Genomic DNA, 16140 nt, shown 5'->3' with positions numbered 1-16140 from the left:
ATGCGACATGAGTGAAGATGAATCTTGGGATTTGGATGATTTGCCGGAAGGCGAAGATTCGCAGCTTGAATGGTGGGATTTTGATGATCGCGCGGAAATGGTCGAAGCGGTTGTCGGTGATATAAGCTTCATCATCGAAAGCGCCTTGGATGCGCGTGGAGAGGCCTTATTGGCCCTGCCGGTTAATGACGATGCGATGCCGGTACTGGAAGCCTTGGCGCAAAAGCAGATTAAATGGAAATATGTGACCATCATTCCAACCGATGATTATCTGGTGCCGGTTGATGATCCGCGCAGCCATGTCAAAATATTGGCTCAGCTCTTCCTGACACGCGGCGCTCGGGTTTTGCCAATTGCAACCGAAAATGATGACTATCAACTGGCGGGCGGTGCGGCGGATGCGCGCTTGCAAGACACCAAATGGCCACCGGACCTGGTCTGGCTGGGCATGGGACCAGATGGGAGTACCGCCGGTTTGGTAGAAAGCGCTGATCTTGAAGAAGCGCTCGATGGACCGAAAGAAAAGCGCGCGGCGGGCATCATGCCGGATAATGGAGATACGCCGTTGGTGACGATCACCAAAGCCGCGATTTGCGAAGCCCGGACAGTCTTGGTGCTGTTAAACGGCGCAGGGTCGCAAATGTATCTCGAGCAAGCCATTGGTGAAGGGGCCAGTAGCATGGCTCCGATTGGCCGGGTCTTTGCGGATCTCACCGTGCCTGTCGATATCTATGTCGAAAACTAGAGGATGATCAAGGGGTCCTCATTGAAAAAGGCCACGACAACCGATTGATTTAACTGCGCGCTTAAACCATGATAGGGCCATTGCGAATCGCAAACCATGCGATCGCCCCAATTGGAGAGACGTAACCGATGCACCCCTATCTGCATGCCGAGCAAAGCCCCGAAAAGCCTGCAATCATCATGGCCGCCACTGGGGCGGTGCAAACTTTTGCGCAATTGAACGATGCGTCCAATCAAATGGCGCATCTGTTTCGGCAAGAGGGTCTGAACATTGGCAGGACCGTGGCGGTGCTGCTCGACAATCATCCGAATTTTTTTGACTTTGCTTGGGGCGCGCAGCGGTCTGGTCTTTATTATGTCGCGATTCCCAGTCGGCTGACGGCCGAGGAAGTATCCTATATTCTCTCCGACAGCGGAGCCAGCCTGTTGGTCAGTTCTTCGACCAAACAAAATGTCCTTGATGCGGTGCGCGATTCGAATCCCGAGGTGAAGCAATTTATTTATGGCGGTGATGATGATCGGGCTATCGAACCGGTTTTAGCCGCGATGCCGGAAACACCGATTGATGACGAGCGCCACGGTACCGATATGCTCTATAGCTCTGGCACGACGGGTCGCCCCAAAGGGGTACGTATTCCCTTTCCGGAAAATGAAGATATTGCCCAACCCAATCCCCTGGTCATGATGGCACAGGGCGCCTTTGGCTTTTCGCCGGGTTGCACCTATCTATCCCCTGCGCCGCTTTATCATGCCGCACCTTTGCGGTGGTGCATGACAATCCATAAAATGGGCGGCACCGTGATCATCATGGAAAAATTCGACCCGGAAAATGCCTTGGCGCTGATTGAAAAATATAAAGTGGACGTCAGTCAATGGGTGCCCACTCACTTCAGCCGGATGCTCAAATTGCCAGAAGCGACGCGTCTGAAATATGACGTTTCCAGTCTGAAATGCGCGGTCCATGCTGCGGCGCCTTGTCCGGTTCCGGTAAAAGAGAAAATGATCGCATGGTGGGGCCCAATTATTCGCGAATATTATGCAGGTTCTGAAGGCAATGGCTTTACTTTCATCAATTCCGAAGACTGGCTGGAACATAAAGGATCTGTCGGCAAAGCCTTGCTCGGCATTGTTCATATTTGTGATGAAAATGATGATGAAGTGGCGACCGGAGTCGAAGGCCAAATATATTTTGAAGGCGGTGCTCCGGTCAAATATCATAATGATCCAGAGAAAACCAAGGCGGCTCATAACAAACATGGCTGGACTTCTTTGGGTGATGTCGGGAAAGTGGATGAAGATGGGTTTCTCTATCTCACCGATCGCAAGAGCTTCATGATCATTTCCGGCGGTGTAAATATCTATCCTCAGGAAATAGAAAATTTGTTGATTACTCATCCGAAAATAACTGATGCGGCGGTTATTGGGGCACCAGATGAAGATATGGGTGAAAAAGTGGTGGCCGTTGTTCAACCGAGCAATATGAACAATGCAACAGCGGAATTTGCTCAAGAATTAGAAGCCTTTTTGCGACAAAGCTTATCTGGCGTCAAAGTACCACGCCAAATTGATTTTCGTGAAACCTTACCGCGAGAGGCCACCGGTAAATTATATAAGCGTCTGCTCCGCGATGAATATTGGGGCAAAACCGGCAGCCGAATTGTCTGAAGGAGATTGAGATGAGTGCAGGACCGCAAGCGCCGGCCGACATAGCAGCGGCCGTCATTGACCCGCAATCCTATGCGGAATGGGATGGATTGCTGGACAAATTTGATGTTCTGCGCCGAGATATGCCGGTGGCGCGGATAGAAAATGGCGATCTGCATGATCCGTTTTGGTTGGTCACTGGCTATGATGACGTCATGCGTATCAGCAAAGATAACCGCACGTTTCTGAACAATCCGCGCGGCGTTGTATTTGGTTTGTGCGAGAGCGAGCAATTGATCAAAGCCATTACCGACGGCAGTCCCCATTTGGTCAATTCCTTGGTCGCTCTGGATGCGCCCATCCATCCGCAATATCGCAGGCTGACTCAAGAATGGTTCATGCCGAAAAATCTCCAGCGGCTAGAAGCTGAAATTGGCGCTTTGGCCAAAACCACAGTGGACCGGCTTGTCGATGCGGGAACCGAAGCCGATTTTGTACCCTTGGTATCTTCGCCTTATCCTTTGCACGTAGTGATGCAAATTTTGGGTGTGCCCGAAGCGGATGAACAGCGCATGTTGTTTCTCACCCAGCAAATGTTCGGTGGTCAGGACGAAGATCTGAACCAAACCGGTATGGCGAATATGACCGCGGAGCAGATTACCCAATTGGTTGCAGGCGCCGTCGCCGATTTCGAGGCTTATTTTGCCAAGCTGGCAGCTGAGAAACGGGCCAATCCGACCGAAGATGTGGCGAGTGTTATTGCCAATGCCAAAATTGATGGCGAATATCTTAGTGATCGCGATATGGCGGGCTATTATATTATCGTTGCATCAGCCGGCCATGATACAACCTCCGCTTCCACCGCTGGTGCGATGATGGCACTGGCGCAGGATCCGGAACAGTTTCAACGGCTCAAAGCCGATCGGGAATTATTGTCCGGCATTGTCGAAGAGGCCATTCGTTGGACATCTCCAGTTCAGCATTTTATGCGGACCGCTGCCGAAGATGTTGAAATAAACGGTGTCCAGGTGAAAAAGGACGACTGGTTGATGATCAACTATGTTGCCGCCAATCATGATGATCGTATATTTGACAATCCCCGCAAGTTTAACGCAGCGCGTTCCCCGAATCGCCATCTTGCATTTGGGGCTGGTGCGCATCAGTGTTTGGGGTTGCATATGGCCCGCCTGGAAATGCGGATCTTGTTCAATGAGCTGCTTGATCGCATCGAAACGGTAGAATTGGCTGGTGAACCCAAGCGCGCAAAATCAAGCTTTGTTGGCGGGCTTAAGACCTTGCCTTTGAAATACACGCTTTCGTGACCAGAGGCATAAGCAAAATGACAGGCGCGATCAGGCTTGAAATCGCATAAAAGACGACAAAATAGAAATGACGGCGAATTTTCCAAAGGAGAGTGAAATGGTTACCCAATATAAAAATCTCATAAATGGTGAGATGATCAGTACATCGAAAATGCTTGATGTTGTTAATCCCGCCAATGAAGAAGTTATCGGTCAAGTGCCATGCGCCGGCGAGGAAGAGTTAAACCAAGCGGTGGCGGCGGCGCGGGCAGCATTCCCCGCTTGGAGCAAAAAATCAATCGATGATCGCCGTGGCGTGGTGCAAGCCATTTCCGCTGCAATCAAAGAGAATAGCGATGAGCTTTTTCGCCTGCTCACCGCGGAGCAAGGCAAGCCCCATGCACAAGCGCAAGGCGAGATTATTGGCGCATCGATGATGGCGGGTGCCCAATCGACTCTGGATCTGGATGATGAGATAAACGAAGATACAGATGAACGCCTGAGTCGGACACGCCGGGTTCCGGTCGGGGTTGTTGGTGGCATTGTGCCTTGGAACTTCCCGGTCATGATGGCGGTGCAGAAAATTGCGCCGGCGCTATTGTCGGGATGTACAATCGTCTTGAAGCCATCCCCATTCACGCCGCTAACGACCTTGCGTTTGGCTGAGCTTATCGCCGATGTCGCGCCTCCGGGTGTCGTCAATATCATTACCGGCGAGGACAGCTTGGGCCCCTTGATCACTGGTCATCCTGATATTGATAAAATTACCTTCACTGGTTCCACCGCCACCGGTAAAAAAATCATGGAAGGCGCGTCCAAAGATCTGAAACGGATCACATTGGAATTGGGCGGCAATGATGCTTCAATTGTGTTGCCGGATGCCAATGTCGAGAAAGTGGCAGAGCAACTTTTCTGGTCAAGCTTCACCAATGCCGGTCAAATCTGCGTCGCGGCCAAACGTATCTATATTCATGAAGATATTTATGATGAACTGAGCGCAGCCATTGCGGAATATGCCAAGCATGTGAAAGTGGGGGATGGGTCTCAACAAGGCACGGCCGTGGGACCAATTCAGAATAAGAAGCAATATGACCGGGTGCTTGAGCTGGTTCAGGACGCCAAGGATAATGGATATAAATTCCTGGTTGGCGGCGATCATGACCCCGATGTTCCGGGCTATTATATGCCGATCACTATTCTCGACAATCCGCCAGAAGATGCGCGCATTGTAGCGGAAGAGCAATTTGGTCCCGTGATGCCGCTGATGAAATTCAGTTCGGAAGAGGAAGTAATCGACCGGGCCAATGCCAGTGAATATGGTCTCGCTGGCGCGGTTTGGACCGCAAATCCTGACAAAGGTGTTGAGATTGCGGAAAAACTCGAAACCGGCACGGTCTGGGTCAACGAGTTTTTGCACCTTTCACCCTTTGCTCCATTTGGTGGCCACAAACAGTCCGGCTTTGGCGCGGAATATGGCAAAGAAGGCTTGTTGGAATTTACTTATCCACAAGTGATCACGGTCAAGAAAGACAATGTTCCTGCATAGTCTTGTTTGACGCTATAGCAGGCAGGAAAAGGGAAAGGCCGGTTATCACAATGGTGATGATCGGCTTTTTCATTTGACGCTAGGGCGCGGTCAGTTTAATCGGTCAGTTAAATTTTGGATTCTCATAAAGGAGCAAGAAGATGGCAGAAGCCTATATTGTAGATGCAGTGCGGACCGCTGGCGGCCGCCGTGGCGGCCGGTTGGCCGGGACTCATGCCGTAGATTTGGGCGCAGCCACGCTGGACGCCATTGCGGATCGTAATGATTTTGATCCCAGTGCCATTGAAGATGTGATTACTGGCTGCGTGATGCAGGGCGGAGAGCAATCCGGTGATGTGGGCCGCAATAGCGTTCTGGCATCGAAACTGCCTGACAGTATTCCATCGGTTTCTATTGACCGGCAATGTGGGTCCTCTCAGCAATCCATTCAATTTGCCGCGCAAGGCGTTATGTCCGGCACGCAGGATATGGTCCTCGCCCATGGTATTGAAAGCATGACCCGGGTGCCCATGGGGTCCACCTTTAAACTGTTCAAAGATGCCGGATTGGGCACCAATAAAAGTGAGCGGTTGGAAGAGGCTTATCCAGGCGTTCAGTTCAGCCAGTTCATGGGCGCTGAAATGTTGGTCAAGAAACATGGCTTTAATCGCGATGATCTCGACGCTTTTGCGTTGGAAAGCCATCAAAAGGCTATTGCTGCGACCGAATCCGGTGCCTTTGCCAATGAAATAATTGGCGTGCAAATCGAAACCCCAGAAGGCGATGCCATGCATATGGTGGATGAAGGCATTCGCTTTGATGCCAGCATGGAAAGCATTGGCGGTGTGAAGGTACTGCAAGAAGGCGGCGCCATAACAGCTGCGAATGCCAGCCAGATTTGTGACGGTTCGAGCGCTGTATTGGTATGTTCGGAGCAAGCGTTGAAAGATCACGGTCTCACCCCGCGGGCCAAAATTCTCAATCTGACGGTCACTGCTGGTGATCCGGTTATCATGCTGGAAGAGCCGCTTTTTGCGACCGACCGCGCCTTGGAACGGTCCGGTATGAAAATTGATGATATTGATCTTTATGAAGTCAATGAAGCTTTTGCGCCTGTGCCTTTGGCTTGGCTCAAGCATACTGGCGCCGACCGGAACAAGATTAATGTCCATGGCGGTGCCATTGCATTGGGTCATCCGCTTGGTGCGTCGGGTACCAAATTAATGGCCACTCTGCTGAACGCGATGGAAAATCGCAGCGCCAAATATGGACTCCAAACCATGTGTGAAGGTGGCGGACAGGCCAATGTTACGATAATCGAACGTTTGAACTAAGCTGAAAAGAAAGAAATATAATGGAACTGAATAACAATATGTCCGCGGTCGTAACTGGCGGTGCATCTGGACTGGGCGCGGCTACTGCGCGGCGCTTGGCCGAAAAAGGTGTGAAGGTTGCCTTGTTCGACTTGAATGAAGAAAAAGGCGAAGCTTTGGCTGCAGAATTGGGCGGCGTATTTTGCAAAGTGAACGTGACCGAAGACGATAGTGTCGATGCCGGTTTTGAAAAAGCCCGTGTGGCCGTTGGCCAAGAACGTATTTTGGTCAATTGTGCCGGTATCGGCAATGCGATTAAAACCGCCAAGCGCAGCCGCGAAGATGGCTCGATCAGCCATTTCCCCTTAGATGCGTTTAACTTCGTCATCCAAGTCAACCTTGTCGGTACATTCCGCTGTATTGCCAAATCGGCAGCTGGGATGTTGACGCTTGATCCTTTGGATGATCATGGCGAACGTGGGGCCATGGTCAATACTGCTTCCGTTGCAGCGGAAGACGGACAAATGGGTCAGGCGGCCTATAGTGCGTCAAAGGGCGGTGTGGTTGGCATGACGCTTCCGATTGCGCGCGACCTTATGGCGGAAGGCATTCGAGTGAATACTATTTTGCCCGGCATTTTTGACACGCCGCTTTTGGCCGGTGCGCCGGATAAAGTGCGCGATGCCTTGTCCGCATCTGTGCCTTTTCCCAAACGGCTTGGACAGCCTGATGAATATGCCAAATTGGCAATGTGCATGATTGAAACCGGCTATTTCAACGGAGAAGATGTGCGGCTGGACGGTGCTATTCGGATGGCGCCACGCTAAACCATTCCCCCTCCCGTTTTGGCGGGAGGGGAATTTTTTCAGGATCCTCCCCATGACCTATAGCCAGATCAGATATGAAGTTGCGGACAATATCGCGACCATCACTCTTAACCGCCCGGAAAAGATGAACGCTTTTACCGGTACGATGTTGCAGGAAATGTGCGCCGCATTTGATCAGATTGATGCGGATGATGATGTGCGCGCGGTTATTGTTACGGGTTCGGGAGATCGGGCTTTTTGTGCCGGAGCGGATCTGACCCCCGAAGGCGGAGCCAAGCCTTTTGCCAGCAGCGATCCGGTGGAGGATTATTCCGATCCTCGCGTGCGCGATGGTGGTGGTAAGCTGACCCTGCGCATCTATCAATGTCTCAAGCCGGTTATTGCCGCTGTCAATGGCGCGGCGGTTGGCGTGGGTGCGACAATGCAGCTGCCGATGGATATAAGATTGGCCAGCGACACCGCGCGCTTCGGATTTGTTTTCGCGCGGCGCGGTATCGCTCCGGATGCGGCAGCGAGCTGGTTTTTGCCGCATATAGTGGGCCGGCCCTTGGCTTTGGAATGGTGCATGACGGGCCGGGTGTTCCAAGCCGAAGAAGCGCTTGCTGGTGGCCTTATCCGATCAATCCACAAGCCCGAAGACTTGCTTCCCGCGGCTTATGCACTGGCGCGTGAGATTGCCGATAATACTGCGCCGGTATCAATTGCACTGACGCGTCAGATGCTATGGCAAATCCCCTGCGCTGATCATCCCATGGAAGCGCATAAAATTGACAGTCGGCTGATTTATAACCGCGCCAAATCCAATGATGCTACCGAAGGTGTTGCCAGTTTTCTCGAGAAACGTGATCCAGTCTATCCGGATAAAGTGTCCGCCAATATGCCTGACAGCTTTCCTTGGTGGGAAGAACCTGTTTATAAGTAACCGCTTAAGCAACAGCCAGTGTGTATTTGAGTCTGGTGAGTGAGGGGAAAGTTTATGAGCGCCGAAAAACAGGCTGATAAAAACGGGGACATGGATAGCGCGAGCGCCCGCGGAAAATTAATTGAAACCGCGAGCCTGATCATGCGTGAAGGCGACACTATCGACATTTCATTTAGTGAATTATCGGTCCGTTCGGGGTTGAATAGCGCCTTGGTCAAATATTATTTCGGCAATAAAGATGGTTTGCTGGAAGCTATACTCGAACGCGACATGACTAAGATTGTCGAAGATGTGGGCCTGCTCATTGCCAAGGATATGCCACCAGAAGACAAGCTGCGTCATCATATCGGCGCAGTGATCGATACCTATAACAAATATCCCTATATTCATCGCCTGACGATGCGGCTGATCCGCGACCTGCCTCCGGAAGGGGCCCGCGATATTGCCAATAAATATCTGAAACCACTGTCTGAGGCCTATAATATATTTGTCGGTGATGGCATTAAGACCGGCGTGTTTCGCAATCTGGATCCCGATCTCTTCTATTCGGCGGTTACTGGCGCGGCGGATCGTTTCTTCACGGGAAAATTGGTTTGGAAATATTGCTATGGCCGCGATGATTTCGATGAAAAAATGCGCGATGCCTATCGCGAGCAAACGGTTGATCTGATCATGGCCGGCATATTGGCGCGATAAACCGCTGCCAATTCAATAATCGCGAGAGACTTGCACATTCACATTTTGGCGCCCTAAAGTTGAAATGCTCGACAAGATAGACAGCCAGCGGGTGATCTGAAATTCCAAAGTGGTGGCGCTATAGCCTTTGCCATCTGTGATCAATTCGACATAGGCGCGGCGGGTTATATATTTGCCAGCCGCGATGGACGTTCCCTGACCGCTGTTCACGTCCGAAGGCAGGATGCGCAGGCGGTCCAGTCCTACGGCTTTGCGCAGCTGATTAATCGGATCCAATCCACCGCCGCTATTGAGTGAGGCAACCGCCGCCGCCAATTGAACGGCTTCCGGTGCGGACAAATCCGAAATAGAGGCGCCAAATAAGACCCGCGACAAAAGTTCATCCTCTGGCAATGCCGGGACGCTGTTAAAGGCTATATCCGGCTGATTGCCCGTACCCGTGACATTGATCGTGGCATTGAGACCAGTCAGGTCCGCGCGCGCTTCGATATCGAGCAGCGGATTGGGCGGCCGATTGCCGACAAAGCGGATCCGGCCCCGCTCCAGTTGGAAGCGGCGGCCTGCAAATGTGTAATTGCCGCGGATAAGATTGGCGCTGCCGACCATTTCGAAATTATCAACTGGCCCGGACACTTTCAGATTGGCACGCCACTCACTATCCAATCCCAATCCTTCCACTTGCAGGCGATTGGGAGCGTTGGCATTCAGCGCAAAACGCCAAGGCCGACTGCGAATAACCGGCGGCCGTTCATCCGCTCGGCGATTTATCTCGCGCACTTTGATATTCGGCAGTGCGACGGTTTCGCTGGCATTGCCAAATTGGAAAAAACTGCGGTCCAAGGTGACATCACCGGAAATCAACCCGCCCTGGGGAGAGCTTCTTATCTGGATCGGTCCGGATACGGTCGCGGCAAAATCATCGCGCGCGATAAGTTGGGCCCGTTGCGCAGTAAGATCCAGTTGAATGCCAATGCCTTCGCTGGGTTCGACGGCAAAGTTAAAATTGCCGCTCCCATTGATTACGCCATTGCCGCGGGTTGTACCGGTGATACGCGGCAGTATCAGACGTGACCCGTCAAATTGCCCCCGGGCGCTGATATTGGAAATGACCGTACCAGTGAGACCACTCTCGAGGCGGGCATTTTCGGTTCGCAATTGTCCGCTGATTTTCGGATTGGCCAATGTCCCGCTGACATCAGCGCTCATCGCCACAGGCCCAGTAAGATCAAATGTCTCAACACCGGTTAGTCGCCACAGGGCGTCGGCGGCGCCATTGAACCGGGCTTGCGCGAAAAGCGGATTTTGGAACAGTTCATCGCGCCAATTGCCATTGCCAAATCCAGTGACACGCCCTTGAAACCGGCCAATGGTTTTGGATTGCGACTGAATGATCCCGCGGGCGGCTGCGTTGCGGTTGGACACGGCAATGTTCAACCCCAAATCAACCGGTGTGGATGTCAATATCAATCCCGACCGGGTCAAGCCTTTGACATTGAGCTTGGCTTCTCCGACCGGCATTTGCGAGCCAGTCTGGGACAGATTGACTTGACCATTTATTTCCCCGCCGAGCCCTAAATCGTCTGCGACAATATCCGCTAGACTGAGCGGCATTTTTGACAGGCTCATATTGAGGCGGGAGCTGCCGCTGGCCCATTGACCGTAAAATCGTGCAGAACCGTGTCCATAAAATAATATTGTCGGTGCGATTGACCAACCACCGCCCACGCGTTGTATTTCCATGGGTCGGTCAATGCGCAAAGTACGCCCTTCAAAAAGACCGTTGCCGGTGACGACAAAAAGATCGGGGCTAATTGCCGCCTTGGTTTGGAAATTAAAGGTACTGCCGCGCGTACCGGCAATTGAAAACGTGGCATTACCGGTTCCGTTGGTCAATTGCGCGTTGCCGGCAATGCGGCCGATCATTAAACTGCCCTGACTAATGCCCTGGGCCCTGACCGTGGCCGAAATATCAGACCGTCCATCGATTAAAACCACATCTGCATCCAATGTCCCGGTTCGAATGAAAAGCGGTTGCGCGCCGGCAAAGCGGGCATTTTTCGCTGTCAATTTGGCTTGAATCAGCTGGCGATCCGGCTTGGGTTCGAAAAATATATTGCCATTCACCCCGCCGCCGCGAATGGCCAATATTCCCGCCAGGCCGGTGGCGGTTGGACGGATGGTTCCGGTCGCCAACGTATCGGATACAAGCAACCGTTCGATCTGGATCTGCGTGCTTTGACCGGGAATAGTGATGATTGTCCCATTGCCATTAAATGGCCCAAGGCTGGACCCGCCCAAAGCGGTATAGCTGAAGCCATTTTCCGCTGGGTCGAGGACAAGTTCGACATTAGACAAGCCAGCGGCAGGGAAAGGATTGGCTAGTCGGACAGCAATATTGGGGCGAGCCAGCGCGCCAGACAGATCGAGATTATAGGGGCCATATTGATCATGATCGCCTTGGCCGGTAAATTGAAACAATGCTCCGGTTTGCTGGAATCCGCTGCCCGTGAAGCGAATTTTCGGCGCCGTGATATTGATATTGCTGAAGCGGAGCTTGCCATCGCTGCTCAAGGACAAGGATGATTGAACCTGCGGCAATCCTCCTCCAAGTTCACGCAAAAAGCTATTGTCAAAGCGGCGTAAATTCGCTGTCACATCGCCATTGAGAGAAAAGCCACTATTGCCCGGCGCCAAGATAATCGTTGCCAGAATATCCGCCAAACCGACATTGGCGATAGCAAATTGTGGCGCTTGGGCCTCTATCGCAATGCGATAGTCACCGGATGCTAATTGCGCTTCGATATCAGCGGTCGCTTTCGCTGTATCGGTCGAGATAACCGCATTGTTGGCAAAAATCTTGCCATTTTCTAACCGCAAAAAGGCATTGCCACTCAATCCCGATAATAGTTGTTTGAGCAGCTCGCCATTGCCGATTACCGAACCGACTGCCAATTCCAATGGCAGATCAAAGCCGGTGCTATCGCGCTGTCCTTCGCCGGATGCTTTGACATTACTCAGCAGAGTTTTGCCAAAAGCCAATTGGGGCGCGGTCAGCAAATATTGGTAGCGCATTTGTGAAAATTTATCGTTGAGCAGCAGTTTGAGCTCCAGATCCTGTGCTTTCATATTCGCAACTAAGGCAGCAGGATTGCGGATATTGATATCCAGTCGCATCGCATCGAAGGCGTTGCGGGCCAAATCAACAGCCCCTTTTGCGGAGAGGGTAGCGGCATTGGATCGTGCGTCGGCATCAATGGCTACCAATCGATCTTCCATCGTAGCGGTACCGGCTATGGTCAGTTGCGGATTGGTCAGGGTCTGACCCAATCCAGCAGGCAATAAGCGAGAGGCAATTGTACCGTCATAGCGAAACAAGCCTTCGCGCGCTTCCAGGGTGACGAGCGCCATGGATTGTTCTGCGCTGCTAATATCTATTTCCCCGTCCCATTGCGTCCAATCGCCATCGCCGACCAGAGTCATGGAAAAATCTCGCGACAGGTTGAGATAGGCCGCAATGGCTCCGTCCGCCGGTGCCGTGATTTCGGCATTGAGGTCGAGCCGATCGCGATCGGGTTCTGCATTGAGCAACATATTTATCTTATCGCCGCTGCGGGTAGTTGCTGCGTCGAGCGAGATCATCGCGCGACCGGATCGAATGTCAATCGCCCCAGCGAAATCTGCTCGTTGCTCCTGTCCGGTAATAGCTTTGCCCAAAGCAAGATTATCGGCACGAAACGATCCCAGATAAATATCAAATTCTGGCAGAATGGGACTGTCTTCCTGCGTGGGATTAAGTGCTGGCAATCGTTCCAGTCTGGCTTTGGCGATAACGGCCTGGGAAATATTCAATTCATTGAAGATCCAGGCCAGCGGGCTCCAGTCAAAGGCGACCGCTCCGGCGGTAAAGAACGTGCCTTTTGGATCGGCGAGTTCAAAATCCACCAATGTCATTTCGCCATAGATAGAGCCTTCAATGCTGCCGACTTGAATTTGCAATCCATCGTCGCGCTCCAATTTGGTGATGCGGTCAACCAAGAAAGCATGACCATCGTCACTGTCTATCCAATAGGCAGATCCGACCAACGTGGCGGCCATGATCAGAACGATGCCGCCCAGATAGGTCAGAAAAATGGGCGGGATTAATCCCTTTTTTTGCGGCTGACTATCTTCAGCAAGTGGGGCATCCTGCGTCATTAAAAGGCCTGCCCGAGAGACACATATACCGCGACCGGCGCGTCTCCTTCTTGCGGGTTTATTGGCGTTCCGACATCCACGCGTATCGGGCCAAAGTCACTATAATAACGTATGCCGAGACCAGCCCCGACCCGAAGGCTCGACAGATCAGGCAGCGATTTCGTATAAACATTGCCGGCATCGACAAAGGGAACAACGCCAAAATTGCCACCCAATATATCCAAGCGTACCCGCGCTTCGAGTGAAAATTCTGCTAGCGACCGCCCGCCAGCAGGGTCATTATTGGCATCGCGCGGGCCAATGCGCTGGAAACCAAAGCCACGCACGGAGCCGCCGCCGCCGGCATAAAGCCGCCGAGACGGCGCGATCCGGTTTCTGCCAGCCCCGACAATTGATCCAAAACGTGTTCGCCCAGCCAAGGTCACTGTGTTGGAAACGGGATAATAAGCGCTGCCATCCAATTGCGTGCGCACGTAGAAAAAGCTGCCGGACTGCAAAGAGGCTTCAGGCGATATGCGCGCGCTTAAGCGAAAGCCCTCACTGGGGTCGAGCAAATTGTCACTGCCATCATAAGCCAAAGTTGCCGGCAATGCGCCGATGAAAAACGTGTCGCGCGAGGTGGTTTGGTTGTCACCGGAGCTGTCGCGTTCCTGTGACGCCAGCAATTCTATTCCCGCAGACCAATTCCATTTTTTTTGAAAAATCAAATTGCTTTGACGTTCGAGATTGGCCGACACAGAAAATGTGCGCGCTTCAAAGGCTGATCGGTCAATATTGCTTAGTGCCACCTGGCCGTTGAGCACATTATCCCGTCGTCTAAAATTGTTGCGGCGATAGGTAATGCTGCCGGATTGTTCTTGTGTGGCGAGCACGCCGGTCAGCCGGATGAGCCCTTCAGGCGGGAAAAAATTGCGGTGCTCCCAGCTAATTTCTGATCGCAGGCCCTCTCCGGTACCATAGCCGACAGCGCCGGAAATCGTGCGCAGCGGTGCGGCTGTAATGGTCGTGGCAATATCGACGCTATTCGGATCGGTTGGAGAAATGACCGGTTGCAGCGTTACTGTCGAGACCAAGCCAGTGGCAATCAGAGCACGGCGGAGATCTTCAACATCTGTTTGTTTATAAAGTTCTCCCGCATCAAAACGCGCGATCAAAGCGGCATGTTCTGGGCCGAATAAATCGCTATTTTGCATCAATATCCTGCCAAAATTAAATTTTCCACCCGGCGCCACCACGATATCGAGGTCGCCCGCCCGTTCGGCATGATCAATGACCAATTCCGGTTGCTCGGTTTCGGCAAAGGCATAGCCGCTTTCGGCCAAGACTCGATCCAATCTCGCTTGCGCCAAAGCAATGACGTCGCTGTTGATCACATCCCATGATTGCAGAGCGAATATTTTGCGCAGTTGCGCCGCATCCTCTGCTTGGGCTTTCTCAATCCCGGCTAGCCTGATGGCATCGAGGCGATATTGCGGGCCTGCCGTTACATTGATGGTCACCGCAATGGCTTGGCTGCTGCCTTCCGAAAATTGGCTGCGGACAATTGCATCATAATAGCCTTCGATGCGCAGCAACCGTTCGACCAATTTCTTGTCAGTTTCTGCCCGCCGTTTAATCTGCGCAAAATTGGCTTTTTCGCCGCTATATTTGGCGAGTGAGGACAGGGCATCGAAGCGCTCGTCAAACAGTCCATCCAAATCAGCCGGCAATCCGGCAAAGCCGATACTATATTCGCGTTCGGCCAGCGCATCTGTCGGCCGAAAATTGGCAGCAGCGCCGGCTTCCAATTCGGCGTTGGCTTCCGCACGCACGCCGGCATCCTCAACTTCGGCCACTTTCTCTTCGGCCAGACGGCGATCACTGTCCATCTGTTGGGCCGTGTCTTTTGCCTCCGTCGCGCTCTGATCGGGGCCAGAGGGCGCAGCATCCAGGTCCGGCCAATCTACGCCAAAATCAGGAAATTCAGTCAAGGGTTGGTCCGGATCAAGCGGACCTAGCGCATCAAGTGTATCGGCCTTTTCCGGGACGGATTGGTCCTCGGCGAGAGCGGCTTGCGCCGCGGCGGGCTTGCCCGTTGCCAACACCGCGCTCGCCAGTCCTGTTGCTGCAAACGACATATAAAGGCGGTAACGAAAGGTTGTGAGGCCCATGGCCGATGCTCTAGCTGCTCCTTTCTAAGGAAGCTAACAAAATTGCGTTCCTTTCCGGTGGGAATATCGAAATTCCGGACCATCTGTGTAAAATCGAATAGCTGAAAACCCATGCTTTAGCGGGTAATTTCTTGCGCAATATGCTGTCAACATGGGATTTTAACCAGCTGTTAACCAAGAGCCTTCATATTTCATGCGAGATATGAACGGCGCTGCGTATCAGGCCGAAAGTCAAAGTGGGAATGTAAAATCATGTCGAATGTAAAAGCTATATTGATTGAAGTTGCTCTGGTTATCGGGATGCTGACTACCGGAATTGCCGCAGCCAATGCCGCTCATGCCGCACCATTGCTCTTTGCGATCCAGTCCGCCGATCCGCGCGCCAATGTCAAAATTGAGAGCAAAGTGCTGGTTGAACGCACCGAAGAAGACGCAGCGGGTCAACTCACAATCAAATTATATAACCCAGCGGATGTGAAAGTCATTCCTGGCGATAAACTGGTTTTTGTGAACAGTTATAAGAATACCGGATCGACAGCGGTTACAGGATTTGTTGTCAACAACCCGGTTCACCCAGCAGTGGCTTTTTCTGAGGTTATGGAAGATTGGGCAGTCCTGTCCGTGGACGGCGGTAAAAATTTCGGCAAGTTGACCGAATTGCAAATTACCGAAACGGTTGAAGCAGCCGAAGGCGCTGCCAGCACCACCGTGACGCGCGCCGCGCAACCTATTGATGTGACCCATATTCGCTGGACATTTGACCAGGCTATTGCAGCTGGTGCCTCTGGCGAATTGCGTTTTAGCGGTCTGGTCCGCTAGGCGCC

Annotated in this window: 11 protein-coding genes; 9 read left to right on the top strand and 2 right to left on the bottom strand. The window is 52.4% G+C overall.

Features of this window, described 5'->3' with window-relative positions; translation table 11 throughout:
• Positions 1-7: 7 nt before the first annotated feature.
• The 8 genes from ABJU74_RS07255 (at position 8) to ABJU74_RS07220 (ending at position 8972) form a co-directional block, all read left to right on the top strand.
• Positions 8-745: a 6-phosphogluconolactonase gene (locus ABJU74_RS07255; RefSeq protein ID WP_348383713.1), complete on the top strand. Its 738-nt coding sequence runs from the start codon at positions 8-10 to the stop codon at positions 743-745.
• Between the two features lie 128 nt (positions 746-873).
• Entirely contained in the window at positions 874-2409 is a 1536-nt protein-coding gene (locus ABJU74_RS07250) for an acyl-CoA synthetase (protein ID WP_348383714.1), read from the top strand.
• An 11-nt stretch (positions 2410-2420) separates the two neighbouring features.
• Positions 2421-3710 (top strand): cytochrome P450, encoded by a 1290-nt coding sequence (locus ABJU74_RS07245; protein ID WP_348383715.1) that lies wholly within the window; start codon positions 2421-2423, stop codon positions 3708-3710.
• Between the two features lie 97 nt (positions 3711-3807).
• Entirely contained in the window at positions 3808-5235 is a 1428-nt protein-coding gene (locus tag ABJU74_RS07240) for an aldehyde dehydrogenase family protein (RefSeq protein WP_348383716.1), read from the top strand.
• Positions 5236-5375: 140 nt separating this feature from the next.
• Positions 5376-6548 (top strand): acetyl-CoA C-acetyltransferase, encoded by a 1173-nt coding sequence (locus ABJU74_RS07235; protein WP_348383717.1) that lies wholly within the window; start codon positions 5376-5378, stop codon positions 6546-6548.
• 20 nt (positions 6549-6568) lie between these two features.
• The gene (locus ABJU74_RS07230; RefSeq protein WP_348383718.1) at positions 6569-7354 is read left to right on the top strand and encodes an SDR family NAD(P)-dependent oxidoreductase; all 786 of its coding nucleotides are present in this window, start codon (positions 6569-6571) and stop codon (positions 7352-7354) included.
• Between the two features lie 52 nt (positions 7355-7406).
• The gene (locus ABJU74_RS07225; protein WP_348383719.1) at positions 7407-8276 is read left to right on the top strand and encodes a crotonase/enoyl-CoA hydratase family protein; all 870 of its coding nucleotides are present in this window, start codon (positions 7407-7409) and stop codon (positions 8274-8276) included.
• 54 nt (positions 8277-8330) lie between these two features.
• Complete coding sequence (locus tag ABJU74_RS07220; protein ID WP_348383720.1) at positions 8331-8972, top strand: TetR family transcriptional regulator; 642 nt, start codon at positions 8331-8333, stop codon at positions 8970-8972.
• A gap of 12 nt (positions 8973-8984) precedes the next feature.
• Here the strand turns inward: ABJU74_RS07220 and ABJU74_RS07215 are convergent, their stop codons facing one another.
• Together ABJU74_RS07215 and ABJU74_RS07210 are read right to left on the bottom strand one after the other, a co-directional pair.
• Positions 8985-13166, bottom strand: a complete 4182-nt coding sequence (locus ABJU74_RS07215; RefSeq protein ID WP_348383721.1) for a translocation/assembly module TamB domain-containing protein — start codon at positions 13164-13166, stop codon at positions 8985-8987.
• Complete coding sequence (locus tag ABJU74_RS07210; protein WP_348383722.1) at positions 13166-15316, bottom strand: BamA/TamA family outer membrane protein; 2151 nt, start codon at positions 15314-15316, stop codon at positions 13166-13168. The genes ABJU74_RS07215 and ABJU74_RS07210 overlap by 1 nt, the downstream gene beginning before the upstream one ends.
• A gap of 252 nt (positions 15317-15568) precedes the next feature.
• Between ABJU74_RS07210 and ABJU74_RS07205 the strand changes: the two genes are divergently transcribed.
• Positions 15569-16135, top strand: a complete 567-nt coding sequence (locus tag ABJU74_RS07205; protein WP_348383723.1) for a hypothetical protein — start codon at positions 15569-15571, stop codon at positions 16133-16135.
• The last annotated feature ends 5 nt before the right edge of the window (positions 16136-16140 follow it).

Source organism: Parasphingorhabdus sp., assembly GCF_039982415.1.
Taxonomy (GTDB): Bacteria; Pseudomonadota; Alphaproteobacteria; order Sphingomonadales; family Sphingomonadaceae; genus Parasphingorhabdus.
The sequence above is the reverse complement of the archived record's forward strand: the minus strand, read 5'-3'. Positions and strand labels throughout refer to the sequence as shown.

Coding starts and splice junctions, on each gene's coding strand:
- ABJU74_RS07255 (WP_348383713.1), top strand. CDS start 8: ATGAGTGAAGATGAATCTTGGGATTTGGATGATTTGCCGGAAGGCGAA.
- ABJU74_RS07205 (WP_348383723.1), top strand. CDS start 15,569: ATGTCGAATGTAAAAGCTATATTGATTGAAGTTGCTCTGGTTATCGGG.
- ABJU74_RS07220 (WP_348383720.1), top strand. CDS start 8,331: ATGAGCGCCGAAAAACAGGCTGATAAAAACGGGGACATGGATAGCGCG.
- ABJU74_RS07230 (WP_348383718.1), top strand. CDS start 6,569: ATGGAACTGAATAACAATATGTCCGCGGTCGTAACTGGCGGTGCATCT.
- ABJU74_RS07225 (WP_348383719.1), top strand. CDS start 7,407: ATGACCTATAGCCAGATCAGATATGAAGTTGCGGACAATATCGCGACC.
- ABJU74_RS07210 (WP_348383722.1), bottom strand. CDS start 15,316: ATGGGCCTCACAACCTTTCGTTACCGCCTTTATATGTCGTTTGCAGCA.
- ABJU74_RS07245 (WP_348383715.1), top strand. CDS start 2,421: ATGAGTGCAGGACCGCAAGCGCCGGCCGACATAGCAGCGGCCGTCATT.
- ABJU74_RS07215 (WP_348383721.1), bottom strand. CDS start 13,166: ATGACGCAGGATGCCCCACTTGCTGAAGATAGTCAGCCGCAAAAAAAG.
- ABJU74_RS07235 (WP_348383717.1), top strand. CDS start 5,376: ATGGCAGAAGCCTATATTGTAGATGCAGTGCGGACCGCTGGCGGCCGC.
- ABJU74_RS07240 (WP_348383716.1), top strand. CDS start 3,808: ATGGTTACCCAATATAAAAATCTCATAAATGGTGAGATGATCAGTACA.
- ABJU74_RS07250 (WP_348383714.1), top strand. CDS start 874: ATGCACCCCTATCTGCATGCCGAGCAAAGCCCCGAAAAGCCTGCAATC.